Source organism: Amycolatopsis sp. NPDC059657 (assembly GCF_042734395.1).
Taxonomy (GTDB): Bacteria; Actinomycetota; Actinomycetes; order Mycobacteriales; family Pseudonocardiaceae; genus Amycolatopsis.
Genome location: NZ_JBHWEB010000029.1, coordinates 42,521 through 67,337 on the forward strand (window position 1 = coordinate 42,521; position 24,817 = coordinate 67,337).

General features: G+C 67.4%; 22 protein-coding genes. 11 read left to right on the top strand and 11 right to left on the bottom strand.

What is annotated here, in order from left to right:
* Positions 1-62 precede the first annotated feature (62 nt).
* The 3 genes from ACFV15_RS18025 to ACFV15_RS18035 form a co-directional block, all read right to left on the bottom strand.
* Complete coding sequence (locus ACFV15_RS18025) at positions 63-2,030, bottom strand: M6 family metalloprotease domain-containing protein (RefSeq protein ID WP_378351594.1); 1,968 nt, start codon at positions 2,028-2,030, stop codon at positions 63-65.
* 190 nt (positions 2,031-2,220) lie between these two features.
* Positions 2,221-3,267, bottom strand: a complete 1,047-nt coding sequence (locus ACFV15_RS18030; RefSeq protein ID WP_378351631.1) for a glycoside hydrolase family 19 protein — start codon at positions 3,265-3,267, stop codon at positions 2,221-2,223.
* A 140-nt stretch (positions 3,268-3,407) separates the two neighbouring features.
* Positions 3,408-4,574, bottom strand: a complete 1,167-nt coding sequence (locus ACFV15_RS18035; RefSeq protein ID WP_378351595.1) for a cytochrome P450 — start codon at positions 4,572-4,574, stop codon at positions 3,408-3,410.
* Between the two features lie 259 nt (positions 4,575-4,833).
* Between ACFV15_RS18035 and ACFV15_RS18040 the strand changes: the two genes are divergently transcribed.
* From ACFV15_RS18040 to ACFV15_RS18060, 5 genes are all read left to right on the top strand, one after another.
* Positions 4,834-5,130: a hypothetical protein gene (locus ACFV15_RS18040; protein ID WP_378351596.1), complete on the top strand. Its 297-nt coding sequence runs from the start codon at positions 4,834-4,836 to the stop codon at positions 5,128-5,130.
* Positions 5,131-5,214: 84 nt separating this feature from the next.
* Positions 5,215-7,740 (top strand): bifunctional FO biosynthesis protein CofGH, encoded by a 2,526-nt coding sequence (locus tag ACFV15_RS18045; protein WP_378351597.1) that lies wholly within the window; start codon positions 5,215-5,217, stop codon positions 7,738-7,740.
* Positions 7,741-7,830: 90 nt separating this feature from the next.
* Positions 7,831-8,271 (top strand): helix-turn-helix transcriptional regulator, encoded by a 441-nt coding sequence (locus ACFV15_RS18050; protein WP_091293893.1) that lies wholly within the window; start codon positions 7,831-7,833, stop codon positions 8,269-8,271.
* Between the two features lie 10 nt (positions 8,272-8,281).
* Complete coding sequence (locus ACFV15_RS18055; protein ID WP_378351598.1) at positions 8,282-8,692, top strand: VOC family protein; 411 nt, start codon at positions 8,282-8,284, stop codon at positions 8,690-8,692.
* Between the two features lie 28 nt (positions 8,693-8,720).
* Positions 8,721-11,075, top strand: coding sequence for an ATP-binding cassette domain-containing protein (locus tag ACFV15_RS18060; protein WP_378351599.1), 2,355 nt, complete (start codon positions 8,721-8,723; stop codon positions 11,073-11,075).
* 332 nt (positions 11,076-11,407) lie between these two features.
* Here the strand turns inward: ACFV15_RS18060 and ACFV15_RS18065 are convergent, their stop codons facing one another.
* Entirely contained in the window at positions 11,408-12,130 is a 723-nt protein-coding gene (locus ACFV15_RS18065) for a S1 family peptidase (RefSeq protein ID WP_378351600.1), read from the bottom strand.
* Between the two features lie 211 nt (positions 12,131-12,341).
* Here ACFV15_RS18065 and ACFV15_RS18070 point away from each other — a divergent pair, with 211 nt between their 5' ends.
* Positions 12,342-12,908, top strand: a complete 567-nt coding sequence (locus ACFV15_RS18070) for a hypothetical protein (protein ID WP_378351601.1) — start codon at positions 12,342-12,344, stop codon at positions 12,906-12,908.
* Here the strand turns inward: ACFV15_RS18070 and ACFV15_RS18075 are convergent.
* On the bottom strand, positions 12,871-13,824 hold the full coding sequence (locus ACFV15_RS18075) for a TDT family transporter (RefSeq protein WP_378351602.1): 954 nt from the start codon (positions 13,822-13,824) through the stop codon (positions 12,871-12,873). The genes ACFV15_RS18070 and ACFV15_RS18075 overlap by 38 nt on opposite strands.
* Before the next feature lie 70 nt (positions 13,825-13,894).
* On the opposite strand from ACFV15_RS18075, the gene ACFV15_RS18080 reads away from it, so the two are divergent.
* The 3 genes from ACFV15_RS18080 to ACFV15_RS18090 are packed head-to-tail and all read left to right on the top strand — an operon-like array spanning position 13,895 to position 16,851.
* Positions 13,895-14,782, top strand: a complete 888-nt coding sequence (locus ACFV15_RS18080) for a LysR family transcriptional regulator (protein ID WP_378351603.1) — start codon at positions 13,895-13,897, stop codon at positions 14,780-14,782.
* A 13-nt stretch (positions 14,783-14,795) separates the two neighbouring features.
* Positions 14,796-15,815, top strand: a complete 1,020-nt coding sequence (trpS, locus tag ACFV15_RS18085) for a tryptophan--tRNA ligase (protein WP_378351604.1) — start codon at positions 14,796-14,798, stop codon at positions 15,813-15,815.
* A gap of 28 nt (positions 15,816-15,843) precedes the next feature.
* A complete protein-coding gene (locus ACFV15_RS18090; protein WP_378351605.1) occupies positions 15,844-16,851 on the top strand; it encodes a YhjD/YihY/BrkB family envelope integrity protein in 1,008 nt (335 codons plus the stop codon).
* A gap of 32 nt (positions 16,852-16,883) precedes the next feature.
* Here ACFV15_RS18090 and ACFV15_RS18095 read toward each other — a convergent pair whose 3' ends face one another.
* Positions 16,884-18,122 carry a D-alanyl-D-alanine carboxypeptidase family protein gene (locus ACFV15_RS18095; RefSeq protein WP_378351606.1) on the bottom strand — a complete coding sequence of 413 codons (1,239 nt, stop codon included), beginning with the start codon at positions 18,120-18,122 and terminating at the stop codon, positions 16,884-16,886.
* Between the two features lie 43 nt (positions 18,123-18,165).
* Here ACFV15_RS18095 and ACFV15_RS18100 point away from each other — a divergent pair, with 43 nt between their 5' ends.
* Positions 18,166-18,399, top strand: coding sequence for an SCO4848 family membrane protein (locus ACFV15_RS18100; protein WP_378351607.1), 234 nt, complete (start codon positions 18,166-18,168; stop codon positions 18,397-18,399).
* A gap of 116 nt (positions 18,400-18,515) precedes the next feature.
* Positions 18,516-19,934, top strand: a complete 1,419-nt coding sequence (locus ACFV15_RS18105; protein ID WP_378351608.1) for a S8 family serine peptidase — start codon at positions 18,516-18,518, stop codon at positions 19,932-19,934.
* 115 nt (positions 19,935-20,049) lie between these two features.
* On the opposite strand, the gene ACFV15_RS18110 is transcribed toward ACFV15_RS18105, so the two are convergent.
* The 5 genes from ACFV15_RS18110 to sdhC all read right to left on the bottom strand — a co-directional run bounded on the left by ACFV15_RS18110 (position 20,050) and on the right by sdhC (position 24,636).
* Complete coding sequence (locus ACFV15_RS18110) at positions 20,050-20,586, bottom strand: hypothetical protein (protein WP_378351609.1); 537 nt, start codon at positions 20,584-20,586, stop codon at positions 20,050-20,052.
* 594 nt (positions 20,587-21,180) lie between these two features.
* Entirely contained in the window at positions 21,181-21,945 is a 765-nt protein-coding gene (locus ACFV15_RS18115; RefSeq protein ID WP_378351610.1) for a succinate dehydrogenase iron-sulfur subunit, read from the bottom strand.
* Complete coding sequence (gene sdhA, locus ACFV15_RS18120) at positions 21,945-23,699, bottom strand: succinate dehydrogenase flavoprotein subunit (RefSeq protein ID WP_378351611.1); 1,755 nt, start codon at positions 23,697-23,699, stop codon at positions 21,945-21,947. Before sdhA ends, ACFV15_RS18115 begins: the two co-directional genes overlap by 1 nt.
* Positions 23,700-23,776: 77 nt before the next feature.
* Positions 23,777-24,190 (bottom strand): succinate dehydrogenase hydrophobic membrane anchor subunit, encoded by a 414-nt coding sequence (locus ACFV15_RS18125; RefSeq protein WP_370946594.1) that lies wholly within the window; start codon positions 24,188-24,190, stop codon positions 23,777-23,779.
* Positions 24,191-24,192: 2 nt separating this feature from the next.
* Positions 24,193-24,636, bottom strand: a complete 444-nt coding sequence (sdhC, locus tag ACFV15_RS18130) for a succinate dehydrogenase, cytochrome b556 subunit (protein WP_378351612.1) — start codon at positions 24,634-24,636, stop codon at positions 24,193-24,195.
* Positions 24,637-24,817 lie beyond the last annotated feature (181 nt).

Genomic DNA, 24,817 nt, shown 5'->3' on the forward strand with positions numbered 1-24,817 from the left:
TCAAGGGGTCGTGAGTGTTTTCGCCGGTTAGAACCGGCCGTACCACTCACGACCCCTTTCGATTAGAAGCCGAAGGCGGTGCAGGTGCCTGTCGCGGTCTTCGACGGGTCGCTGATCGAGGTCGCCGTCAGCTTGACCCGTGCGGTGAGGTCACCGCCCTGGCTTCGCTTCGCCAGCGCGGTGACCTTGACGTGCTGGCCGAACTTGGCCGTGGCGAGCGCGTTCGGCAGGCGAACCTCCCAGCCGCGCGCGTCGGTGGACGCGGTCAGCCGGTAGGTGTCGGTGTCGTACGGGGCCTCGGCGCCGCGCGACGATCCGCTGTTCAGCAGCGTGAAGTCGCAGGAAGCCAGGCCACCTTCGCCGAACGCGGGCGGTGACGGCCAGAGCGTGGTGCCACGCGCCTGGGTGCCTACGCCGTCCAGCGAGGCGACCGTGACCGTGTACGTGAGCACGCCGCGGCTGTCCTTGGCGACGTCGGTGATCAGGAAGTGGAGCCGGTTAGCCACATCGGTGTACTCGTAGGGGCTGGCCGCGCCGGTGCCCGCCTTGAACGCGGCGTCGTTGAGCTGGCGGTAGTCGCCGATGGTGATCTTGACCGGGGTGCCGTCCGGCTTCTTGTAGTCGGTGATGCCGATGTCACCCGGGTTGGCGTCGATGACCCACTCGAAGGGCGCGCTGTCCGCGTTCTTCGTCTTGGTGATCAGCACGCCGGAATCCGGGTTGAAGGAGTCCGCGCCGAGACGGTCGACGACCTCGACGGTGTAGTTGTCGTAGCCGCCGCCGTCACAGAACGGATCTTTGGCGCGGTCGCATTTGGGGGACTTGTCGCCGCCGGTGAGCTTGATGTTGAGGCCGCTGTAGGTGCCGGGCAGTGGCGCCGCCACGCGGGCGGTGACGCGGGCGGTGACCGGGCCGGTGGTGGCGAGCTTGTTGCGGTCGAGCTGGAGGATGGCGGCCGGGTCGACGATGCCGAGCTTCATCTTGTTGCGGATCATGTGCTGCGAGCCCATCGAGCTGCCCTGGGTGGCCGGGATCTGCCAGCGGGTGTGCGGGCCGCCAGGACCGTTGAACGTGCCACGCGAAAGCATTTCCCACGGTCCGCTGTAGTCGCGTGATGGCGGGGTGCCGAACGGGTTGTTGTAGTTGTCGGCGATGCCGAGGATGTGGCTGAACTCGTGCGCGTAGGTCGACTGCCCTGAGCTTTCGGCCTGGGTCGAGCTGCCGCTCTGCGCGTTCGGCCAGATGCTCGCGGCGGACTTCCACGAGGTCCATGGCACGTAGCGGGTGGCGGCGTAGTTGGGCAGGTTGTGGTTCGGCGGGCCGAAGGTGTCAGGCACGTTTTCCTTGCTGCCGAACTTCATTTCGCCGAATTCCTGCCACGTCGAGCTCTCGTCCTGGCCCGCGGAGAGGTAGAAGATGAAGTCGAACTGGTTCGCCCCACCGCCGACCTCGGCGCGCCACGCGTTGCCGGCGTCGGTGCGGAGATTGCGGTTGCAGTTGGCGTCCGGCGGGCAGGCGCCCGGCTGGAACTCCATGCCGTACTCGAAGGACTTGCCGGGCATCCGGTAGGGCCCGAACGCGGTCAGCTGCACGCCGAACCGGCCGAGCGAGTCCTCCATCCAGTACTCGTTGATCGTGTGCCCGTGGTTGAGCGCGCCGGGCTTGTTGAGGAAGTCCTGGTAGTACTTGGCGACGTTCGCGCGCGGGATGTTGCTCGCGGCGACACCGGGGTTGCCGAAGACGGTCGAGTTCGGCGGCTGCGTCACGACGAAGTTCTGGTCGGGGTAGTCGGCGAGCACGACGGCGCCCTTGAAGGTCCGTTTGGTGGGCTTGAGCGACGGATCGGCCCAGTTCGTGCCCGGCACCTTGTGGTAGTCGGCCCAGGTCATGTCGTCCTGGTTCTGCCAGCGGGCTGCGTCGATCGGGGCAGGCCAGCCACGGGTGAGCGGTTGGGCCGAAGCGGTGCCGGTGCTTAGCCCGGTCAGCAGGACTGCGGCGGCGAGTAGGGCAAACGCTTCTTTTAAGCGCATCTGCGGCTCCTCACATCTTCGGGGCCGTCGTGGGTGACGGCCCCGAAGATCACGGTAAGGAGGAGTTTCCGAGTCGCGCGCAGGCTCTAACCGCTTGCCCCACAACGAAAGTCGGTCAAGCCGGACGCGTGGGGCAGGTGGTGCTGCCGGGATGATGCGGGAGTCATCCCGGCAGCAGGGACACCTCGGGTCAGCAGGACAGGTTGCCGCCCGGGGTGGTGCCGAGGATCTGCACGAAACGCTGGTAGGCGTCGATCCGGCTCTGCACCTGGCCGGGGTTGCCGCCGTTGCATTCCAGGCTGCCGTTGATGCTGCGGATGGTCTCGCCGAAGCCGCGGCTGTTGACCATCGCGTTGTGCGGGGTCATCGTGCCGGGGCCGTTCTGCGTCATCCAGTACCAAAGGCCGGTCTTCCAAGCGACGGCCGAGTTGCGCTCCACCTGCCACGGGTCACCGAGCAGGTTGATGCCGAGCGCGTCGCCCGCCGCCTTGTAGTTGAAGTTCCAGCTGAGCTGGATCGGACCTCGGCCGTAATAAGCGGCCTGGCCGGCAGGGCAGCCGTAAGACTGGCTGTAGTCGCAGTAGTGCGGGTAGTTCGCCGTGTTCTGTTCGACGATGTACACCAGTCCGCCGGTTTCGTGGTTGACGTTGGCGAGGAACGCCGCCGCCTCCTGCTTCTTGATGGTGTCGCTGCCGGTCTGCGCGAAGGCCGGGTACGCGCTCATCGCCGCGGTGAGGCCCGCGTAGCTGTAGAAGGAATTCCGGCTCGGAAACATCTGGTTGAACTGGGCCTCGCTCACCACGAACCCGCCGGGATTGGTGGGCGGCGTGGTCGGCGGAGTGCCTCCACAGGTGTACGGGTCCCAGAACCAGGTGCTGATCACCGGGTCGTAGCCGGGGTTGTCGTGCTCGGCGATGTAGTACTTGCCGTCGGTGTACTTGACGATATTCCCTGTCACGTAAGACTTTCCGGCGACCCAGGCCGGGTAGTCACAGCTTCCGCCACCACCGGGAGGGGTGGAGCCGCCACTACAGGAACCTTGGTCGGCCCAGACGTCGACGGTGCCGGGGGTTTCGCCTTGGGTCCACCATTTCGCGGACCAGTTGTGACTGTTGTAGGAGGCCGTCATGCCGCCGGTGTAGACCTGCCCGGAACTCCAGGCAGCCACACAACTCGCGGCGGAGGCGGAGGACATCGGGAGTACCACGGCGAGTGTCGTGGCGGCGGCGAAAGCCATCAAGGAAGCGAAGACACGCTGTATCGACACCTGAGCACTCCTTTGTGCGGCAATTGGTCCATACCACGTTAGGTATAGACCAATTTCCGGCAGGGGCGCCGCGGGTGTCGGGTTTCCGCCAGTCGGCTATCCGATTTCGGCTACCAGGTGACCGGAAGCGCTTTCAACGCTCGTACCGGGGTGCCTTCGTTCCAGCGCAGCTCGGATTCGTCGACGGCCAGCGCCAAATCGGGGAACCGTGTCACCACGGCCGTGAGTGCCGTGCGCAGTTCCAGGCGGGCGAGGTGCGCGCCGAGACAGAAATGTGTGCCGTGGCCGAAGCCGAGCTGACCGGCCCGGTCGGTGCGCTCGATGTTCAGCTCGGCAGGCTCGGTGAACACGCGCGGGTCGATGTTCGCGGTGCCGGTCAGCGCGATCACCGCTTCACCTTTTTTGATCAGGCTGCCGTCGAGGTCGACGTCCTCTGTGGCCACTCGGGGCAGTGTGCTGGTCGTGAGCCGCGTGTAGCGCATCAGTTCCTCGACCGCTTGCGGCATCAGTTCCGGTTTCGCGCGCAGCAGCGCGAGTTGATCAGGGTTGCGCAGTAACGCGACGATCGAGTTGCCGAGCTGGTTGACCGTCGTTTCGTGGCCGGCGATGAGCAACATCTGCAAATTGGCCAGCAGTTCGACCGGGGTCAGTTCGGGCGCGGCGGCGAGCACCGAGGTCAGGTCCGAGCCGGGGTTCGCGCGCTTTTCGGCGACGAGGCCGCTCAGGTACTCGCGGATGTCCGTCACGGCGGCGGCGATCTCGTCCGGTGTGTATGCCGTCGACGCCATCAGCTTGCGCGACCAGGCGCCGATGCGGGCGTGGTCGGCGCCCGGCATGCCGAGCAGGTCGCAGATGACCGTGATGGGCAGCGGCGCGACGAACGACGGCACCAGGTCCGCCGGTCTGTCCCCGGCCTGCACGGTGTCGAGCAGGTCGTCGACGATCTGCTGGACCCTCGGCGCCATCGCCTCCACCATCCGCGGGCTGAACGCGGTCGCGATGAGACGGCGGAGCTGGGCGTGCCGGGGCGGGTCGATGCTCGTCAGCACGTCGGGGTCGGCCGCGCTCCTGACGATGACCGGCGCGTCGGGGCCGAGCGCCGCCTCGCGGCTGAACCGATGATCCGAGAGCGTCTTGCGACAGGCGTCGTGCCCCAGCGCCAGCCAGATGGGTGACCCGGCGAGCTCGGCGCTGACGACTGTGGCTTCGGCCAGCAGCTTGGCACCTTCCGTCTCCTGGTGGTCACTGTGCGGAGTGGCGAACGGGAACGACACCATGGCTGTCTCCTGTGCGTGCGGCCGGACAGCCAGATTCGGCCCTGTCGCAGGTCAGGGGCAAGCCGCCGTCCCGGTCGCGGTGTGTACCCGCCTGGTCGCTATTCTGGGCGTCCCAGCGAGGCAGGACCCACCGGTCTTGACACACTGGGTAGCTTTTTCAGCATCGACGCGAAGAGGTTCCCTCTTCCGGGTGAAGGCCTTCGGGCGAGCCGTTACGTTGCGGGAGGGCACTCCGGTGCACAACCCAGTTCATCTGCTCATGCGATCCGCCCTGCGCGCGATCAGTGGAGCGGCACTCGCCGCCGGGCTGCTCGTGCTGGGCGCGGGCGCCGCGCACGCGCAGGGCGCCGCCGTCGTGGAGTCCAACTCCGTCGCCTTCGGACTGCTCGGCCCGGTCGGTCTCATCGCCGTCGCGCTGGGGATCGTCGGCATGATGCTCGGCGTGCTGCGCCAGCGCCGCAAGGCGCGTGCCGTCGCGCAGGCCGAGTCCGCGACGGCGATGGCGGAAGCCGTGCTGGCCGACGAGCCGCCGTCTCGCGCGCCGCTCGCGGGCTGAGGCCGTTTTATTCCCGCGTGAGTCGTAGATCCCTCACAGCGAAAACTCTTACTAGGACTTACTCCACGTCCGTAGGCTCGCGTCATGGCTGACCGCGTGTTGATCACCCCGCCCGAGCCGAAGCCGACCTCCTCCGCGATGCGACGGGCACTACGCCGCGCGTCGGACGGGGTGGCCTTGGACGTCACCGAAGCCGCCGTGCTGCTGCACGCCCGTGGTGACGACCTCGAGCAACTTCTGGCCGCCGCGGCGAAGGTCCGCGACGCGCACCTCGCCGACCAGGGCCGCAGCGGCATCGTCACGTACAGCAGCAGCGTGTTCATCCCGCTGACCAAGCTGTGCCGCGACCGATGTCATTACTGCACCTTCGTCACCGTCCCCGGCAAGCTCCACTCGATGTACCTCGAACGCGACGAGGTGCTGGAGATCGCCCGCGCCGGCGCCGCCGCCGGGTGCAAGGAGGCGCTGTTCACCCTCGGGGACCGGCCGGAGGAGCGGTGGCCGCAGGCGCGTGAGTGGCTCGACGCGCGCGGTTACGACTCCACTTTGGACTACCTGCGCGCCTGTGCGATCGCGGTGCTCGAGGAGACCGGCCTGCTGCCGCACCTGAACCCCGGCGTGATGAGCTGGGAGGAACAGCAGCGGCTCAAGCCCGTCGCGGCGAGCATGGGCATGATGCTGGAGACCACGGCGACCCGGCTCTGGTCCGAAAAGGGCGGTCCGCACTACGGCAGCCCCGACAAGGAGCCCGCCGTCCGGCTGCGCGTGCTCGACGACGCGGGCCGCGTCGGCGTCCCGTTCACCACCGGCATCCTGCTCGGCATCGGCGAGACGCTGACCGAGCGCGCCGAGTCGCTGCACGCGATCCGCCAGCGCGCGCGGCAGTTCCGCCACATCCAGGAGATCATCGTCCAGAACTTCCGCGCGAAGCCGGACACGGCGATGCGCGACACCCCGGACGCCGACCTCCACGATCTCGCCGCGACCGTCGCGGTCGGACGGTTGCTGATGCCGCCCGGCGTCAGCGTCCAGGCCCCGCCGAACCTCGTCGGTGACGAGCACGCGCTGCTGCTGCGCGCCGGTATCGACGACTGGGGCGGCGTCTCGCCGGTCACCCCCGACCACGTCAACCCCGAGCGCCCTTGGCCCGCGGTCGACGAACTGCGCGCGCTGACCGCTGAGGCCGGTTTCGAACTGCGCGAGCGGCTCGCGGTGTACCCGAAGTACGTCAAGGCCGCCGAGAAGTGGCTCGACATCCGGATCGACCCGCACATCTCCGCGCTGGCCGACGCGGACGGGCTCGCGAACGAGTCCGCGCCGGTCGTCGGTCACCGCTGGCAGGAGCCGGACGGCGGGCTGGAGACCACCGGCCGTGCCGACCTCAACACCTCGATCGACACCGAGGGCCGCACCTCCGACCGCCGGGGTGACTTCGACAGCGTCTACGGCGACTGGGACATCCTCAAGACCCAGGTCCCGTCGGCCGAGCGTCTCGACACCGATGTCCGCGAAGGATTGCGCCTCGCCGAGAACTACCCCGGCGCGCTGCTCGAACCGGAGCACGCGTCGGCCGCGATGGCGTTGCTGACCGCCGACGGCGCCGCGCTGGAGACGATGGCCAAGCTCGCCGACGACCTGCGCGCCGACGTGGTCGGCGACGACATCACCTACGTCGTCAACCGGAACATCAACTTCTCCAACGTCTGCTACGTCGGCTGCCGCTTCTGCGCGTTCGCCCAGCGTGAGCGGGACGCGGACGCGTTCCGGCTGTCCGTCGAGGAGGTCGCGGCGCGTGCCGTCGAAGCCGCCGAGGCAGGCGCGACCGAGGTCTGCATGCAGGGCGGCATCGACCCGAAGCTGCCGGTCAGCTACTACGCCGACATCGTCCGCGCGATCAAGGCGGCGGTCCCGGACATGCACGTCCACGCGTTCTCGCCGATGGAGATCGTGTCCGCCGCGTCGAAGGCCGGCGTGAGCGTCGAGGAGTGGCTGACCGAGCTGCGCGACGCCGGGCTCGGCTCGATTCCCGGCACGGCGGCGGAGATCCTCGACGACGAGGTCCGCTGGGTGCTCACCAAGGGCAAGCTGCCCGCGCAGACCTGGATCGACGTCGTGTCGACCGCGCACCGGCTCGGCATCCAGTCCTCGTCGACCATGATGTACGGCCACGTCGACCATCCCGGCCACTGGCTCGGGCACTTCAGGGTGCTCGGCCGGATCGCGGTCGAGACCGGTGGCTTCACCGAGTTCGTCGGGCTGCCGTTCGTCCACCACAACGCGCCGATCTACCTGGCGGGCGTGGCACGGCCCGGCCCGACCATGCGTGACAACCGCGCGGTGCACGCGTTCGCGCGGCTCGCGCTGAACGGGCGCATCGACAACGTGCAGTGCTCGTGGGTCAAGCTCGGTGACGAGGGCACCGCGCAGGTGCTGCGCGGCGGCGCGAACGACATCGGCGGCACGCTGATGGAGGAGACCATCTCGCGGATGGCCGGTTCGGAGCACGGTTCTTCGCGGACCACGGCCGAGTTGGACCACCTGGCCTCGCTCGCGGGCCGTCCGTCACGTCAGCGCACCACCACGTACGGGCGAACCCTGGTCGCAGGCTGAGGACAAGCGGGCTTTGCTCCACCAAGGAGTAAAGCCCGCTTTATCCCGCTTTCTAGGCACTTCAGGGGCGCGCGTGGCACGATCGTCGGCGTGACCAGCAGCCCCGACGCGGCGAGACTCAGCGACCTCGCGCGCCTGCGTCGCGTCCGGGACCGGATCGACCGGGAGTACGCGCAGCCGCTCGACGTCGAGGCGCTCGCACGGGGCGTGCACATGTCCGCCGGGCATCTCAGCCGCGAGTTCAAGCGCGCCTACGGCGAGGCGCCGTACTCCTACCTGATGACGCGGCGCATCGAGCGGGCGATGGCGTTGCTGCGCCGTGGTGACCTCAGTGTCACCGAGGTCTGCTTCGAGGTCGGCTGCTCGTCGCTGGGCACCTTCAGCACCCGCTTCACCGAGCTGGTCGGCGTACCTCCCAGCACCTACCGTGACCAGGCCGCGAGCGCGACGGAAGGCATGCCAGCGTGCGTGGCCAAGCAGGTGACCAGACCGATCAGGAATCGAGAAGCGCGGTCTTCGGGGCGCACTTAGTGTGATCGCCATGGACATCACCATCAACGCGAGTTTCCTTCCGCAGAACGACCCGGACGCCGCACTGGGCTTCTACCGCGACATCCTCGGTTTCGAGGTCCGCAACGACGTCGACTACAAGGGACTGCACTGGATCACGGTCGGCCCTGCCGGTCAGCCGGACACCAACATCGTGCTGTTCCCGCCGGAAGCCACCCCCGGGCTCACCGACGAGGAGCGCAAGACCATCACCGAGATGATGGCCAAGGGCACCTACGGCAGCCTCAGCCTGGCTGCCAAGAACGTCGACGACGTCTTCGACCAGGTGCAGGCGGCGGGCGCCGAAGTCGTCCAGGAGCCGGTCGACCAGCCGTACGGCGTGCGCGACTGCGCCTTCCGTGACCCGGCGGGCAATCTGATCCGCATCCAGCAGCAGCCGTAACCAGCCGCATCCGACCGATGGAGAAACGATGAGCAAGCCCGCCGCGGACAGCCACGATCTCATCCGGGTGCTGGGCGCGCGCGTGAACAACCTCAAGGACGTCAGTGTCGAGCTGCCCAAGCGCAGGCTGACGGTGTTCACGGGTGTTTCCGGCTCCGGCAAGAGCTCGCTGGTGTTCAGCACGATCGCGGCGGAGTCGCAGCGGCTGATCAACGAGACCTACAGCTCGTTCGTCCAGGGTTTCATGCCGTCACTGGCGCGGCCCGAGGTCGACGTGCTGGAGGGGCTCACCACGGCGATCATCGTCGACCAGCAGCGGATGGGGGCCAACCCGCATTCGACGGTCGGCACCGCCACCGACGCCAACGCGATGCTGCGCATCCTCTTCAGCAGGCTCGGCAAGCCGCACATCGGTTCACCGCAAGCGTTTTCGTTCAACGTCGCCTCCATCAGCGGCGCGGGCGCTGTCACGATCGAAAAGGCAGGCGTGAAGGTCAAGGAGCGCCGCAGCTTCAGCATCACCGGCGGCATGTGCCCGCGCTGCGAGGGCCGTGGTCAGGTCAACGACATCGACCTGACCCAGATCTACGACGAGACCAAGTCGCTCAACGAGGGTGCGATCACCATCCCCGGGATCAGCATGGAGGGCTGGTACGGCCGCATCTTCCGCGGCTCCGGCTTCTTCGACCCCGACAAGCCCATCGCGAAGTTCACCAAGAAGCAGCTGAACGACCTGCTGTACAAGGAACCGACCAAGATCAAGGTCGAAGGCATCAACCTGACCTACCAGGGCCTGGTCCCGCAGATCCAGAAGTCGTTCCTGTCCAAGGATGTCGAGGCGATGCAGCCGCACATCCGCGCGTTCGTGGAGCGGGTGGTCACCTTCACCGTCTGCCCCGAGTGCGACGGAACGCGGCTGTCCGAGCTGGCGCGCTCGTCGAAGATCAAGCGCATCAACATCGCCGACGCCTGCGCGATGCAGATCAGCGATCTCGCCGACTGGGTGCGTGGCCTCAAGGAGCCGTCGGTGGCGCCGCTGCTGGCGAACCTGACGGCCACACTCGACTCGTTCGTCGAGATCGGGCTCGGCTATCTCAGTCTCGACCGCCCGGCAGGCACGCTTTCCGGCGGCGAGGCGCAGCGCACCAAGATGATCCGGCACCTCGGGTCGGCGCTCACCGACGTCACCTACGTCTTCGACGAGCCGACCATCGGGCTGCACCCGCATGACATCCAGCGGATGAACAACCTGCTGATCCAGTTGCGGGACAAGGGGAACACCGTGCTCGTCGTCGAGCACAAGCCGGAAGCGATCGTCATCGCGGACCACGTGGTCGACCTGGGACCGCGCGCGGGCACCAAGGGCGGCGAGGTCGTCTTCGAGGGCACCGTCGAGGGCCTGCGGTCCAGCGGCACGCTCACCGGGCGGCATCTGGACGACCGCGCTTCGCTGAAGCCGGAAGTGCGGGAGTCGTCGGAAGTGCTCCAGATCCGCGGTGCGAGCACGCACAATCTGAAGAGCGTCGACGTCGACATCCCGCTCGGCGTGCTGGTCGTGGTGACCGGCGTTGCCGGATCGGGGAAGAGCTCGCTCATCCACGGCTCGGTTTCTCCCATGGACGGCGTCATTTCGGTCGACCAGGGCGCGATCAGGGGCTCACGGCGCAGCAACCCGGCGACTTACACCGGCATGCTGGAGCCGATCCGCAAGGCGTTCGCGAAGGCCAACGGCGTCAAGCCCGCGTTGTTCAGCTCGAACTCCGAGGGCGCCTGCCCGACCTGCAACGGCAACGGCGTCATCTACACCGACCTCGGCGTGATGGCCACCGTCGCCACGCTCTGCGAGGAGTGCGAGGGCAAGCGGTTCCAGGCGGAGGTGCTCGAGTACAAGCTCGGCGGCAAGGACATCAGCGAGGTGCTCGCCATGTCGGTCACCGAGGCCGGCGAGTTCTTCGCGGCGGGTGAGCAGAAAACGCCTGCGGCGCACAAGATCCTGACCCACCTGTCCGATGTCGGGCTCGGGTACATCAGCCTCGGACAGCCGCTCACCACGCTGTCCGGCGGCGAGCGGCAGCGGCTCAAGCTGGCCACGCACATGGGCGAGAAGGGCGGCATCTACGTGCTCGACGAGCCGACCACCGGTCTGCACCTCGCCGACGTCGAGCACCTGCTCGGACTGCTCGACCGGCTCGTCGACGCGGGCAAGTCGGTGATCGTCATCGAGCACCACCAGGCGGTCATGGCGCACGCGGACTGGATCATCGATCTCGGCCCCGGTGCCGGCCACGACGGCGGCAAGGTCGTCTTCGAGGGCACGCCAGCCGACCTCATCGCGGACCGTTCGACGCTCACCGGTGAGCACTTGGCGGCGTACGTCGGGTGACAAGTACGTAGTGCTCCCTGATTGTTTCCCGTGGTGATCAACGGGCAGTGTCGGGAGACATGCAGAACGCGTTCCCCCGAGCACTGGACGCCGCGATCACCGCCAGTGGGCTGAGCCTGGAACGGGTCCGCCACCGGCTCGCCGAGCGTGGCGTGCGCGTCAGCGTCGCGACGTTGAGCTACTGGCGAAACGGCAGAAGCCGCCCGGAGCGCAGCGACTCGCTGCGCGCCGTGCGGATCTTCGAGGAGCTGTTCGAGTTGCCGCCCGGTGCGCTCACCGTGTTGCTCGGCCCGCGCCGCCCCCGGGGCAGATGGGGCGGCGCGAGCCGGAACTCACTGGGTGTTGCTGGTGACCCAGGACTTGTAGTACGACACGTCGACGTAGATAGACGGGCCGGTGGCGCAGGTGCTGGAGTTGTTGCCGGCCCTGCTGGTCGCGCCGATCAGCTCCCAGGTCCCGTTGACCTGCTTGACCTGCGGGCCACCGGAGTCGCCGTAGCAGGCGCCCTTGTTGCCACCGGGGTTGTTGGTGCAGATCTCGCTGGCGCCGCTGATGCCGAGGCACTTGTTGTCCGCGACGATCGAGGTGTCGAGCTGCTGCAGGATCACCGGGGCGCCACAGGCGCCCGCCGGTGCGCAGGTCTGACCCCAGCCGATGATCCGGGTGGCCTGGCCGACCGGGCCGGATGAGGCCGAGATCGCGACCGGGGCCTGCGGCACCGAGGTGGCGAGCTTGAGCAGCGCCAGGTCGGCGCTGGGGTGGGCGATGCGCTGGCTCACCTTGGCGACGGTGCCGCCGCTGGTCCGGTTCGTGGTGCCGACGCGCACCTGGGCCGGCTGCCCGCAGTGCTTGGCGGTGACGACCCAGTTCGCCTTGACGAGCGAGCCACCGCACGAGTGACCGCCGCCGGCCGACTGGAGTGAGGCCATGAACGAGTAGACCTGGGTCGCGTTCCCGCCGCCGACGATATCGGTCTGGGCGGCGGCGGGTGCTGTCAGCGACAGTGCTGCAGCCGCCGTGACGGCGAGGCCGGCGAGCAGGGACCTTGCTTTCATCATGTGCTCCTTCGGTGAGGAGTAACCGGTCATCCTGCACGTTAGGAACGCTTGTGGTTGGTGAATAACCTACGGAAGTATGGGTGGTTTAACCGTTTAGTACTTTTGTCGGCTAGGGGGCCGGTGGGGTCACCCGGTCGGGCAAAAGTAGGGGGTAACGTTTCGGGTTTCGTCTGTTTTGGCTGGTTGGTCTGCAGTAGCTTGCTGCGCTATGTCGACCAATCCCGGCCCTGAGAACTGGGGCCAGCAGCCGCAGCAGCCTCCTCCAGGTGGCGGTTACCCCGCCGCGCCTCCGCCGCCGCCCCACGCGCCAGCCGCGCTGGGCCCGGTGCCCAAGTCGCTCGAACTTTCGATCAAGCTCTGGTTCGCGGCAGCGGGTGTGTTCATCCTCCGCGGCATCCTCGAGATCGCGGTCAGCCAGGACGTCGCCGACGAGACTTTCCGGCGGTTCCAGGTCGCCAACCCCGGCACCACGGCGACCTCCACTGGTGCCAGCATCCTCGGCACCATTTTCACGCTCATCCTGGCCGCGGCCTGGATCGGCACCGTGTTCGCCATGCGCTCCGGCCAGAATTGGGCCCGCATCCTGCTGACCGTGCTCGGCGGTATCGCCTTGCTGCTCGGCTTGGTAGGACTGCTCGCGCTCGGCATCTACTTCGCCGTCGGCGGCCTCGCGATCCTCTCGGCGCTTCTTTCTGTCGTCAGCCTCGTGCTGATCGCCGGGGCGATCCTCTTCCAATTCAAGTCTGACGCCAACGCGTTTTTCGTGCGACGCTGAGCCAGAGCGCGACCAGCAGCACATAGAGGGTCACCGCCAAGCCGGTGACCACCGCTGACCCGGTGCGGGCGGAAAGCGCGCTCGCACCGGTGACGCATGTCCCGAGCGGGAACGTGAAAGCCCACCAGGACAACGAGAACTCCGGTCGCTCCTTCACGGTGACCGCGATCGCGAGCGCCAGCCACAGCATCGCGAACCCCAGCGTCGGCACGCTGTAGAGCAAGCCGAACGCCCGCGCCGCGTTGCCGTACGGCGCCGGTGCGACCTCGCCGAGCACGAGTGCCGCGGTCGTCGACTGGCCGAGCGGGCCGAGCACGATCCACAGCGTCGGTGACGGCACGCCGCCGCGCATCAGGCGGCCCCAGATCAGCGGCAGCAGCGCGAGTGTCGCGAAGAGACTGATGCCGAAGAAGCCATAGCAAGCCAGTACCAGTGCGAGTTTTCCTTGCCCGTCAGGCAAATGCGCGGCGAGCGCCGCGCCGGTCGTCGCGGAGACCATCGGTGGCACGACCGGCAGCAGCCAGGTGGGGGAGACCTCGCTCGCGTCGATCCGGCCGGTGATCATCCGGTACGGCACGGCCAGCGTGGTGAAGAGCCCGAGCGCGGTTCCGGCCGTCCACAGTGTCCAGTCGATTGCGAGACCCGTTGTGCCGCCGAGGAAGTTGAGCGCGCCGGCGCCGACACTCAGCAACGCCATCGGTGGCGCGCCCCAGAAGTGATCGAGTGGCGCCGGGCCCGACTTGACGAGTTTCCAGCAGAGCACGAGCAGCCAGGCGGCCGCGCAGGCCCAGATCACGGCGGCGACCGGCTTCAGGCCGGGCACCGGCAGGGTGACGGCCGCGTTCGCGACGATGCTCGTGCCCATGACCGAGGTGAACCATTTCGGAGCCAGCCTGGCGGGCGCGGATTTGAGCATGACTTCACGATCGTGGCTTCCACGTGCACTCGGTAGAGCCCGATCCACGATGAACTCATAAGCTGCCGTTATGGCTCTACCGATGAGGGTGGCCGACCTGACCGGCTTCGACCTGCTGCTTTCCATCGCCAAGCTCGGCAGTATCGGGCTGGCGGCGCGGGCACACGGCATTTCGCAGCCCGCCGCGAGCTCCCGGCTGCGGCAGCTGGAGACGCAGGTCGGCGTGCCGCTGGTGGACCGGTCGCCCCGTGGCTCGCGGCTCACGAGCGCGGGCGCGCTCGTCGTCGACTGGGCGAGGCCGGTGGTCGACGCGGCGTCCGATCTGGAGGCGGGCATCGCGGCGCTGCGTGCCGAACGTGACACCCAGCTGCGCGTCGCGGCGAGCCTGACGGTCGCGGAGTACCTGATGCCGAAGTGGCTGGCGGCGTTGCCAGCCGGGAGTGCGGTCGCGCTGAGTTCCGGCAACTCCGCCGAGGTCGCCGAGCTGGTGCTCGACGGCAAGGTCGACCTGGGCTTCACCGAGGGGCCCGATCTCCGTGGCGGGCTCGAAGCGCACAGCGTCGGCCGTGACAAGCTGCGCCTGGTCGTCGCGCCCGGTCATCGGTGGGTGCGGCGCCGGATCACCGTCGCCGAGCTGGCGGCGACCCCGTTGATCAGCCGCGAACGCGGGTCCGGCACCCGGCGCGCGCTGGAGCTGGCCGTCCGCCCGCTCGACCTGGCCGCGCCCCTGCTGGAGCTGTCTTCGACGACCGCGATCAAGGCCGCGGTGATCGAGGGCATCGGTCCGGCGGTGCTCAGCGCGCACACGGTCGCGGCCGAACTGGCGGCCGGGTCACTGATCGGCGTGGACGTCGCGGGCGCCGACCTCGGGCGTGAGCTGCGGGTCATCTGGCGGGCCGGTCGGTCGCCGCGTGGGCTCGCGGCCGACCTCGCCGCCATCGCGGTGCGGGGTTCCTGACAGAATCGGTCCCGTGTCTGACGAAGTGACGACGAAGCTGCGCGTGCTGTCCGGGATCCAGCCGACCGGGGACTCGTTCCACCTCGGCAACTACCTCGGTGCCGTCCGGCAGTGGGTGGCGCTGCAGGACACGCACGAGACGTACTACTGCGTGGTCGACCTGCACGCGATCACCGTCGAGCAGGACCCGAAGGTGCTGCGGCACCGCACGCGGCTCTCCGCGGCGCAGCTGCTCGCGCTCGGCGTCGACCCGGACCGCAGCGCGCTGTTCGTGCAGAGCCACGTGCCCGAGCACGCACAGCTCGGCTGGGTGCTCGAATGCCAGACCGGGTTCGGCGAGGCCAGCCGGATGACGCAGTTCAAGGACAAGGCGTCGAAGCAGGGCACCGACCGCGCCAGCGTCGGGCTGTTCACCTACCCGGTGCTGCAGGCCGCGGACATCCTGCTCTACCAGGCCAACGCGGTGCCGGTCGGCGAGGACCAGCGCCAGCACCTGGAGCTGACGCGTGACCTGGCGCAGCGGTTCAACAAGCGGCTCGGCAAGACGTTCACCGTGCCGGAGCCGTACATCGTCAAGGGCACCGCGAAGATCTACGACCTGCAGGACCCGACGTCGAAGATGAGCAAGTCGGCGTCCACCGGCAACGGCCTGATCGAGCTGCTGGAGGACCCGAAGCGCTCGGCGAAGAAGATCCGGTCGGCGGTCACCGACACCGGCCGCGAGGTCGTCTTCGACGCGGAGAACAAAGCGGGCGTCGCGAACCTGCTGACCATCTACTCGGCGCTGACGTCGCGGACGATCCCCGAGCTCGAAGCCGCGTACGAGGGCAAGGGCTACGGCGACCTGAAGAAGGACCTCGCCGAGGTGCTCGTCGACTTCGTCACGCCGTTCCAGGCGCAGGTTCAGTCCTATATGGACGATGTGGCCGAGTTGGACAAGGTGCTCGCGCGCGGCGCCGAGCGGGCGCGCGAGGTGGCTTCGCGGACGCTGGCGGCGGCGTACGACCGAATCGGTTTCCTGCCGCCCAGCTGATCCGGCCCAGTTGGTTTACCGTTTGCAGGTGGCCGACAGCGAAGAGAAACTACTGCCCAAGCTACGCCGCAAGTACGCGTGGCTCGATCACCTGATCCGCGCGAACGACGCGTTCACCGAGCGCTACGGCAATCACTACGCCGCGGCGATCACGTACTTCAGTGTGCTGTCGCTGTTCCCGTTGCTGATGGTGGGTTTCTCCATCGCCGGGATGGTGCTGCAGGGCGACACCGCCGCGCTCGACCAGCTGCGCGAGGGCATCACCAAGTCGGCGCCTGCCGGGCTCGGCGACTTCCTGAACCAGATCGTCACGACGGCGTTGAAAGCGGGCGCCGGCACCGGGATCTTCGGCCTGGTGCTCGGGTTGTACTCGGGCATCGGGTGGATGACGAACCTGCGTGACGCGCTGACCGCGCAGTGGGGCCAGGAGAAGCAGGCACTGCCACTGGTCTCGACGACGTTGAAGGACCTCGTGCGACTGCTCGGGCTCGGGCTGGCGCTGGCGTTCTCGTTCGGCATCACCGCCGCGGGCAGCGGGGTCGGTCGTTTGCTGCTGCGCTTGGTCGGGCTCGAGGATCAGGGCTGGGCCGTGTTCCTGCTGCGGCTCGCGACGATCGTGCTCGGCCTCGCCGGGAACATGCTGGTGTTCGTCTGGGTGATCGCGCGGCTGCCGCGCGAGAAGGTCAGCTTCCGCAGCGCGCTGAAGGGCGCGGCCATCGCGGCCGTCGGTTTCGAGGTGCTGAAGCAGGTCACGACGGTCTACCTGGGCTTCGTGAGCTCGTCGCCGAGCACCGTGCTGTTCGGGCCGATCCTGGGTCTGCTGTTCTTCTCGAACCTGGTGTCACGGTTCCTGCTGTTCGTGACGGCGTGGACCGCGACGGCGCCGGAGAACGAGGTCAAGGTGATCGCGCCGCCGCCCCCGGTCGTTCTGCGGCCCAACGTGACCGTGGAGCGCCGGCCGAGCTTCGGGGTGCCCGCGGCCGCATTCGGGGCCGGAGCGCTTGTCGGCTACCTCAGGGGCCGCAAAGGCTCGTGAGTGTTTAGGCCGGTTCTAACCGGCCGTACCACTCACGAGTCTTGAGCTGCGGCTTTCCTGCGGAAGTGGCCGATGGTGAAGCCCGCGACGATGATCAGCGCGACCACGAGCGTGAGGATCCAGCCGACGACACCGAAGCGGTCCTCTGGCGTGGCGACGGCCGCGTTCGGGGTCGAGTTGTCCTGCGGGTCGGGGATGGCCTTGCCGTTGGCGCCGGTCTTGTAGACGATCTGGCCGACCGGCTCGGCTTTCGAGGCCTCGAGCGCGAAACCGTAGTCGAGCAGCTTCGCCGCCTGGTCGACGATGCGGGTCGGCCGCTGCTCACCGCGCATGGTCACCACGGCGATGCGCTTGCCGTTGCGGGCGGCGCCGCCGACGTAGGTGTGCCGCGCGTCGTCGGTGAAGCCGGTCTTGCCGCCGAGGAAGCCGGGGTAGACGCCGAGCAGCTTGTTGTCGTTGTAGAGCGGGAAGCTCGGCTTCTCGCCCATCGCGGGCCACTGGAATTCCTTGGTGCCGACGGCTTTCGCGAATTCCGGCTGCTTCATCGCGTAGTGGAAGACCACGCTCAGGTCATAGGCCGAGGTCGACATGCCCGCCGCGTCGAGGCCGGACGGCGAGGCGGCGCGGGTGTCCATCGCGCCGATCTTGGCGGCGAGAGCGTTCATCTTCGCCAGCGTCGCGTCGATACCGCCGAGCGTGGTCGCGAAGGTGTGCGCGACGTCGTTGCCGGAGTGCATCAGCAGGCCGTGCAGCAACTGGTCCACTGTGTACTTGCCGCCCGCGACGATGCCGACGCAGGTGCATTCCTGCTCGGCGTCCTCTTTGGTCGGTGAAATCACCTGTTCGGGCTTGAGCTCGGTGACCACCACGAGCGCGAGCAGCGTCTTGATGAGCGACGCGGGGCGCTGGCGCGCGTGCGGGTTCTTCGCGGCGAGCACGGCGCCGGTGTCGAGGTCCTGCAGCACCCAGGACGCCGAGGTGACGTCCGGCGGGTTGAGCGCGTTCTTCGGGACGACGACGTCGCATTCGGCCATCCGAGGGCCGCCTTGCGGCTGCGCGGGCACCGGAAGCGGCGCTGGGGCCTGCTTTCCCGGCAACGGCTTCTCGGAGGTGTCGATCGGCGGCGGCGGGGTCTCACGGTTCGAGCAGCCGGACGCTGGTGCGTTCGCAGTTGTCGACGGCGGGGCCGCCAAGACCGGTGAGGTCGTCAGCAAAACCGACATCACGGCAGGAACGAGAACCTTGAGCGACCGGGTAACTGCGGAGTGCACCCTTGCAAACTAACTTAGGTGGGGGAGTTGCATACTCGGGGGCATGTCTCGTCGCGTCTCGCTGTTTCTGCTGGCCTTCGGTGTCTGGTCGTGGATCATCTGGATCACGTTCGTGAAGAACCTGTGGGCGGGCGACCGCTCCTGGGCCGCCGACGGTTCCCCGACCGCGTTCTTCATCGTGCACTTCGTGCTCGCCGTGGTGTCGTTCGTCCTCGGCAGTGTCATTGGAGTGATCGGCTGGCGGGGTTTTCGGCGGCAAAAAACGAACAATCAGTGAGCATTACCCCATATGGGGGACAGTGCTCAGTCCTTTGAATGCCTAACGTTCTCGCCATCAGGTTTGTTCAGGGCATGTCGCGCCGAACCGCGCCCTGCCCGTTCACTGGAGGTGGAATGTCCCCGATCCGTCGATGGCTGCTCCCGGCGGCCACCGTGCTCGCGCTGACCGCGAGCATGGCGCCGAGCGCGAGCGCCGCCGCACCGGCAGCGCCCACGTGCGACACGACCAGCGAAGCCTTCAACTACGTGGTCATCTACAACCCGCACACCCCGCAGTTCGTGGTCGACAAGGAACTGAAGGCCAAGTGCGGCACGAGGGTCTCGTACTACCCGGAGATCGGGGTCGCGGTCGCGTCCTCGCGCAACGCCGACTTCCAGGCCAAGGTCGGCGAGTTCCGCGCCTACTCCGGTAGCCGCGAAGTGGCGTTCCCGCCCGCTTCGGCAGCCGCGGCCCAGCGCCGCGAGATCGTCGCGGAGCTCGAGAACGAGGAGACCCGCGAGGTCGTCGCGGCCGCGGACGTCAGCGCCCAGCAGTGGGACATGCGTGCGATCCACGCGCCAGAGGCGAACAAGATCAACCCGGGCAGCAAGAACGTCACGGTCGGCGTCCTCGACTCCGGCATCGACGCCAAGCACCCGGCACTCGCGGCCGCCGTCGACGCCAAGCAGTCGGCGAACTGCAACTCCGGCTCGCCCGACACCGCCCCTGACTCCTGGCTCCCGACGACCTCGGACCACGGCACCCACGTCGCGGGCACCATCGCAGGCAAGGACGACGCGGTCAAGTTCACCGGCGTCGCGCCCGGAGTCAAGCTCGCCTCGGTGAAGGTGGTCAGCGACGCAGGCTACATCTTCCCGGAGGCCGCGGTCTGCGGCTTCATGTGGGCCGCGAAGCAGGGCATGGAGGTCACCAACAACTCGTACTACATCGACCCCGGCATGTTCTACTGCCGCAAGCAGGCAGGCGACGCGGCCGCCTACGAGGCCGTCCGCCGGGCCGTCACGTACTCGAACAACCACGGTGTCCTCAACATCGCGGCCGCGGGCAACTCCGGCTTCGACGTCACCAAGCAGACCACCGACGAGAACCGCCCCCACCCGGTCGACTCCACCTGCGGCATCCTGCCCAAGGCGATCGACGGCGTCATCACGGTCTCCGCGGTCGGCTACGCGGGCACCAAGTCCTCGTACAGCAACTTCGGCGCAGGCCAGACCGACGTCACCGCCCCCGGCGGCGACCGCGCCCAGCTGCCCCCGGCAGGCCAGGGCGCGGGCTGCCCGCTCTCCTCGGTCTTCGGCGGCGTGTACGGCACCAAGTGCGGCACCTCGATGGCGTCCCCGCACGCCGCCGGCGTCGCCGCGCTCTTGGCGAGCAAGTACCGCTTCGCTCCGCCTGCGCTGCTCACCTGGCTGCTCGAGCGTCAGGCCGACCCTGTCGCTTGTGGAGCCGCGGCCCCGACTTGCACGGGACCGGCGAACAACAACTCGTACTACGGCCACGGCCTGGTCAACGCACTGGACGCGGTGAAGTAACCCTGCTTTGACGAACGCCCCTTGCCAGAACGCTCGCCGTTCCGACAAGGGGCGTTTCGTGTGTGAAGGGAGCCTTCACACACGCAGGCTGGATGAAGGCTCCCTTCACACAAGATCAGGCCGCGGCGAGCAGGACTGCCGGGCGTGGCCGGGAGGCAGCGATGGCGTAGGCGGTTTGAAGATCGGCCAGTACGCCGTCGGGGTCGGTCTTGAGCTTGCTCGGCAGGGTTTGGACGCTGGTGATGCCCGCCGTGGTGTAACGGTTGTTCCGGCGCACGGTTCGCGCGTAGTCGGCCTTGTAGAAGTGAAATTCGAACGAGTCGATTTCCCAAGCCGGCCCGATTTCGTCCCACCAGGCGTCCGGGCAGCCGATGTAGCGTCCGTCCGGTGTGCGGAGGTCGACGTTCCAATGGCTTGGTGGAACGGGCAGCCTCTGACTGAGCGTCTTCGCGTGTGCTTCGGCGATTGATCGGACATTCGCCCACTCCGTCAGCAGGCGTCGTGGAATAGCTGTGCCGCGTTTGGTACCGGTATTGAGTTCCGCCATCAGCGCCTCGGGCGCGCAACGCCCGTGCTGAATGGATTCGATCAGGATTTTCGAGACCGGCTCGACGGAGCGGAGTCGCCGGACCGCGTCCGTGGTCGCGCGCACGAGTGGGGCCAATGGCATCTTTTCGCGGATAACGGGATTCGGCGGCCCTTTTGGTCCGTTCAACCGTGACGTAGCTGACGCTTTTGACCTTGCGTTCGTGAGGATTCAGCAGGTGAATGCCACTTTCTGCGGGTAGCTCGCGCGACCGCAGGCCGTGGCGGCGACAAGCTTCGATTCCGGTGACCATCGCTTCCGCGCCGGTGTAGAGCAGGGCTCCTACCGTGCGCTGGTCTTGGGTCGGCTCGCCGTTGTGCTTGAGAATGATGCCGGGAAGTAGCAGTTGCCATATGCCTCCAGGTAGACAGTGGTTGTAGATGGTCGTGCTGTGCATGCCGAGCGCTTCCAGGTCGGCGACCCTGACCACGCCGAGTCTGCTGCGCTCTCGAAGTAGTTCAGGATGGCCATCCCATCTCCCCCTATTGGTCATGCTCACCATCGTGACCATGGCTCCCGCGAATCCACCACCCCCTTTTCCGCCGCCTGTGGATAACTCCCCTTTTTCGAGCCCCCTGTGGATAACCTCGCCCGAAAAATGTGAAGGACCCCTTCACCAAGCTAGGCTTGGTGAAGGGGTCCTTCACAACCTCGAATAACTCAGACGCGCTTGAAAAGGAGCGCGCGCTTCACTTCCTGGATCGCCTTGGTGACCTGAATGCCGCGCGGGCAGGCATCCGTGCAGTTGAACGTCGTCCGGCAGCGCCACACGCCTTCGGAGTCGTTCAGGATGTCCAGCCGCTCTTCGGCGCCCTCGTCGCGGGAGTCGAAGATGAAGCGGTGGGCGTTGACGATCGCCGCCGGGCCGAAGTACGAGCCGTCGTTCCAGTAGACCGGGCAGGACGAGGTGCAGCAGGCGCAGAGGATGCACTTGGTGGTGTCGTCGAACCGGTCACGGTCGGCCTGGGACTGGATGCGCTCGCGGGTGGGCTCGTTGCCGTAGGCGATGAGGTACGGCTTGACCGAACGGTAGGCCTCGAAGAACGGGTCCATGTCGACGTAGAGGTCCTTCAACGTCGTCAGGCCCTTGATCGGGGCGATGGTGATGACCGTCTGCTTGCCGTCCTTGGAGAGCAGGTCCTTCATGAGGACCTTGCATGCCAGGCGGTTGATGCCGTTGATCTGCATCGCGTCCGAGCCGCACACGCCGTGCGCGCATGACCGACGGAACGAGAACGTCCCGTCGATGTAGTCCTTGACGTAGAAGAGCAGGTTCAGCAGCCGGTCGGTGCGCTGCGCCGGGACGTCGTAGGACTCCCAGTGGGGCTCTTCGTCGATCTCCGGGTTGAACCGGAGGATCTTCAGCGTGACCGTGATCGGCGTGTGGTCCGTCGAAGCGGGCGCTTCGGAAATTGCCGTGCTCATCAGTACTTACGCTCCATCGGTTCGTACCGGGTGAAGGTGACCGGCTTGTAGTCGAGCCGGATGTCGGCGGAGAGACCCTCGCCCTGCTTGTAGGCCATGGTGTGGCGCATGAAGTTCGTGTCGTCGCGGTTCGGGTAGTCCTCGCGGGCGTGGCCGCCGCGGGATTCCTTGCGCGCCAGCGCGCCGACGACCAGAACCTCGGCCAGCTCCAGGAGGAAGCCGAGCTCGGCGGCCTCGAGAAGGTCGGTGTTGTACCGCTTTCCCTTGTCCGCCACCGTGATGCGCGAGTAACGCTGCTTCAGCGCCTGCACGTCCGTCAAAGCCTGCTTCAACGTCTCTTCGGTGCGGTACACCGAAGCGTGCGAGTCCATCGTGCGCTGGAGCTCGGTGCGGATGTCGGCCACCCGCTCCTCGCCGTGCTCGCTCAAGAGAAGCGCGAGCTGCTCTTCGACGACCTTGGCGGGCGCCTCCGGCAGTTCGACGTAGTCGTGCGCCAGCGCGTACTCGGCGGCCGCGATGCCGGCGCGGCGGCCGAACACGTTGATGTCGAGCAGCGAGTTGGTGCCGAGGCGGTTCGAGCCGTGCACCGAAACGCAGGCGACCTCGCCCGCGGCGAAGAGGCCGGGGATGACGTGGTCGTTGTCACGCAAGGCTTCGCCGTGGACGTTGGTCGGGATGCCACCCATCACGTAGTGACAGGTCGGGAACACCGGCACCGGCTCCTTGACCGGGTCGACGCCCAGGTAGGTCCGCGAGAACTCCATGATGTCCGGGAGCTTCGCGTTCAGCGTCTCCTCGGGGATGTGCGTGACATCCAGCACCACGTAGTCCTTGTTCGGGCCACAACCGCGGCCCTGCAGCACTTCCTGCACCATCGAGCGCGCCACGATGTCGCGCGGCGCGAGGTCCTTGATGGTCGGGGCGTAGCGCTCCATGAACCGCTCGCCGGACGCGTTGCGCAGGATCCCGCCCTCGCCTCGGACGGCTTCGGAAATGAGGATGCCCAGGCCCGCGAGGCCGGTCGGGTGGAACTGGAAGAACTCCATGTCCTCCAGCGGGAGGCCCTTGCGGAAGATGATGCCGAGGCCGTCACCGGTGAGGGTGTGCGCGTTCGACGTCGTCTTGAAGATCTTGCCGGCGCCACCGGTGGCGAACACGATCGACTTGGCCTGGAAGATGTGCAGCTCGCCGGTCGCCAGCTCGTAGGCGACGACGCCCGACGCGATCGGGTTGCCGTTCTCGTCCGGGGTCAGCACGAGATCCAGCACGTAGAACTCGTTGAAGAACTCGGTGCCGTGCTTGACGCAGTTTTGGTACAGCGTCTGGAGGATCATGTGCCCGGTGCGGTCCGCGGCGTAGCAGGCGCGGCGCACCGCTGCCTTGCCGTGGTCACGGGTGTGGCCGCCGAAGCGGCGCTGGTCGATCTTGCCTTCGGGCGTGCGGTTGAACGGCAGGCCCATCTTCTCGAGGTCGAGCACCGCGTCGATGGCTTCCTTCGCCATGATCTCGGCGGCGTCCTGGTCGACCAGGTAGTCGCCACCCTTGATCGTGTCGAAGGTGTGCCACTCCCAGTTGTCCTCTTCGACGTTCGCGAGCGCGGCGCACATGCCGCCCTGCGCCGCACCGGTGTGCGACCGCGTCGGGTAGAGCTTGGTGAGAACCGCGGTGCGGGTGCGCTGGCCTGACTCGATGGCCGCGCGCATCCCGGCGCCACCGGCGCCGACGATCACCACGTCGTACTTATGGACCTGCATTTCAAACGCTCCGTCTGGATCAGACACTGCGGCGCGCAGCGCCTCCGTTGAGGGTGGCGGTGGGCGACGGGTGGGGGTCAGCTGGCCGGGATGTTCGGGTCGAACGTGAAGATCACCATCGTGCCGACGGCCAGGATCAGCGCCATCGAGACGTAGAGCACGATCTTCAGCCAGAACCGCGTGCTGTCCTTGCGCGCGTAGTCGTCGATGATCGTGCGGAGGCCGTTGCCACCGTGGATCTCGGCGAGCCAGAGCATCGACAGGTCCCAGAACTGCCAGAACGGCGACGCCCAGCGGCCGGCGACGAAGCCCCAGTTGATCCGGTGCACACCGCCGTCGAGGATGTTCATGATCAGCAGGTGGCCGAGCACCAGGATGATCAGCGCGAGACCCGAGATGCGCATGAACAGCCAGCTGTAGAGCTCGAAGTTGCTGCGGCGCGCGGTGGCGCGCTTCGGGGTGCGCGGCTTCGCGAGTGCGAGGTCAGCCATGGTCAGTTACCCCCGAAGAGCGTTTCGACGGTGCGCTTCATCATGAAGAACGCGCCGGGCAGCATGACCGCGACCCAGATCACGGCGATGGTCCACAGCATGGGCTTCTGGTACTTCGGGCCCTTTTCCCAGAAGTCGACCAGCATGACCCTGATGCCGTTCAGCGCGTGGTAGAGCACCGCGCCGACGAGGCCGACCTCGAGGAGGTTGACGATCGGGGTCTTGTAGGTCTCGATGACCTGGTCGTAGGTGTTCGGCGACACGCGCACGAGTGCGGTGTCGAGCACGTGCACGAACAGGAAGAAGAACGTGAGCACGCCGGTGATGCGGTGCAGCACCCAGGACCACATACCGGGGTCGCCCCGGTAGAAGGTTCCCTTACGGCGTGAGGCACCCGCCCGATCGCTCGCGCCCGCCTCTGTGGCGGTGCTAGCCGTGGTGGACATCGGTGAACGGCCTCCAACGTCATGGCTTGAGCCCGAAGCGATGACATCGAGCTTTTTGGATAAACGGATGCTAGACCCGGACTGTCCGACCGGCTCAACCTCGGGTTCCTCTCTGTGATGGACGAGACAGCGGCCGCGTCAGGTCCACCCCGCGTAGAACACCGACGAACGGGTCTTGAAC

Bases quoted from the DNA above. Each gene is read 5' to 3' on its own strand.
- ACFV15_RS18025 (WP_378351594.1), bottom strand. From the start codon at position 2,030: ATGCGCTTAAAAGAAGCGTTTGCCCTACTCGCCGCCGCAGTCCTGCTG.
- ACFV15_RS18030 (WP_378351631.1), bottom strand. From the start codon at position 3,267: ATGGCTTTCGCCGCCGCCACGACACTCGCCGTGGTACTCCCGATGTCC.
- ACFV15_RS18035 (WP_378351595.1), bottom strand. From the start codon at position 4,574: ATGGTGTCGTTCCCGTTCGCCACTCCGCACAGTGACCACCAGGAGACG.
- ACFV15_RS18040 (WP_378351596.1), top strand. From the start codon at position 4,834: ATGCGATCCGCCCTGCGCGCGATCAGTGGAGCGGCACTCGCCGCCGGG.
- ACFV15_RS18045 (WP_378351597.1), top strand. From the start codon at position 5,215: ATGGCTGACCGCGTGTTGATCACCCCGCCCGAGCCGAAGCCGACCTCC.
- ACFV15_RS18055 (WP_378351598.1), top strand. From the start codon at position 8,282: ATGGACATCACCATCAACGCGAGTTTCCTTCCGCAGAACGACCCGGAC.
- ACFV15_RS18060 (WP_378351599.1), top strand. From the start codon at position 8,721: ATGAGCAAGCCCGCCGCGGACAGCCACGATCTCATCCGGGTGCTGGGC.
- ACFV15_RS18065 (WP_378351600.1), bottom strand. From the start codon at position 12,130: ATGAAAGCAAGGTCCCTGCTCGCCGGCCTCGCCGTCACGGCGGCTGCA.
- ACFV15_RS18070 (WP_378351601.1), top strand. From the start codon at position 12,342: ATGTCGACCAATCCCGGCCCTGAGAACTGGGGCCAGCAGCCGCAGCAG.
- ACFV15_RS18075 (WP_378351602.1), bottom strand. From the start codon at position 13,824: ATGCTCAAATCCGCGCCCGCCAGGCTGGCTCCGAAATGGTTCACCTCG.
- ACFV15_RS18080 (WP_378351603.1), top strand. From the start codon at position 13,895: ATGGCTCTACCGATGAGGGTGGCCGACCTGACCGGCTTCGACCTGCTG.
- ACFV15_RS18100 (WP_378351607.1), top strand. From the start codon at position 18,166: ATGTCTCGTCGCGTCTCGCTGTTTCTGCTGGCCTTCGGTGTCTGGTCG.
- ACFV15_RS18105 (WP_378351608.1), top strand. From the start codon at position 18,516: ATGTCCCCGATCCGTCGATGGCTGCTCCCGGCGGCCACCGTGCTCGCG.
- ACFV15_RS18115 (WP_378351610.1), bottom strand. From the start codon at position 21,945: ATGAGCACGGCAATTTCCGAAGCGCCCGCTTCGACGGACCACACGCCG.
- sdhA (WP_378351611.1), bottom strand. From the start codon at position 23,699: ATGCAGGTCCATAAGTACGACGTGGTGATCGTCGGCGCCGGTGGCGCC.
- ACFV15_RS18125 (WP_370946594.1), bottom strand. From the start codon at position 24,190: ATGGCTGACCTCGCACTCGCGAAGCCGCGCACCCCGAAGCGCGCCACC.
- sdhC (WP_378351612.1), bottom strand. From the start codon at position 24,636: ATGTCCACCACGGCTAGCACCGCCACAGAGGCGGGCGCGAGCGATCGG.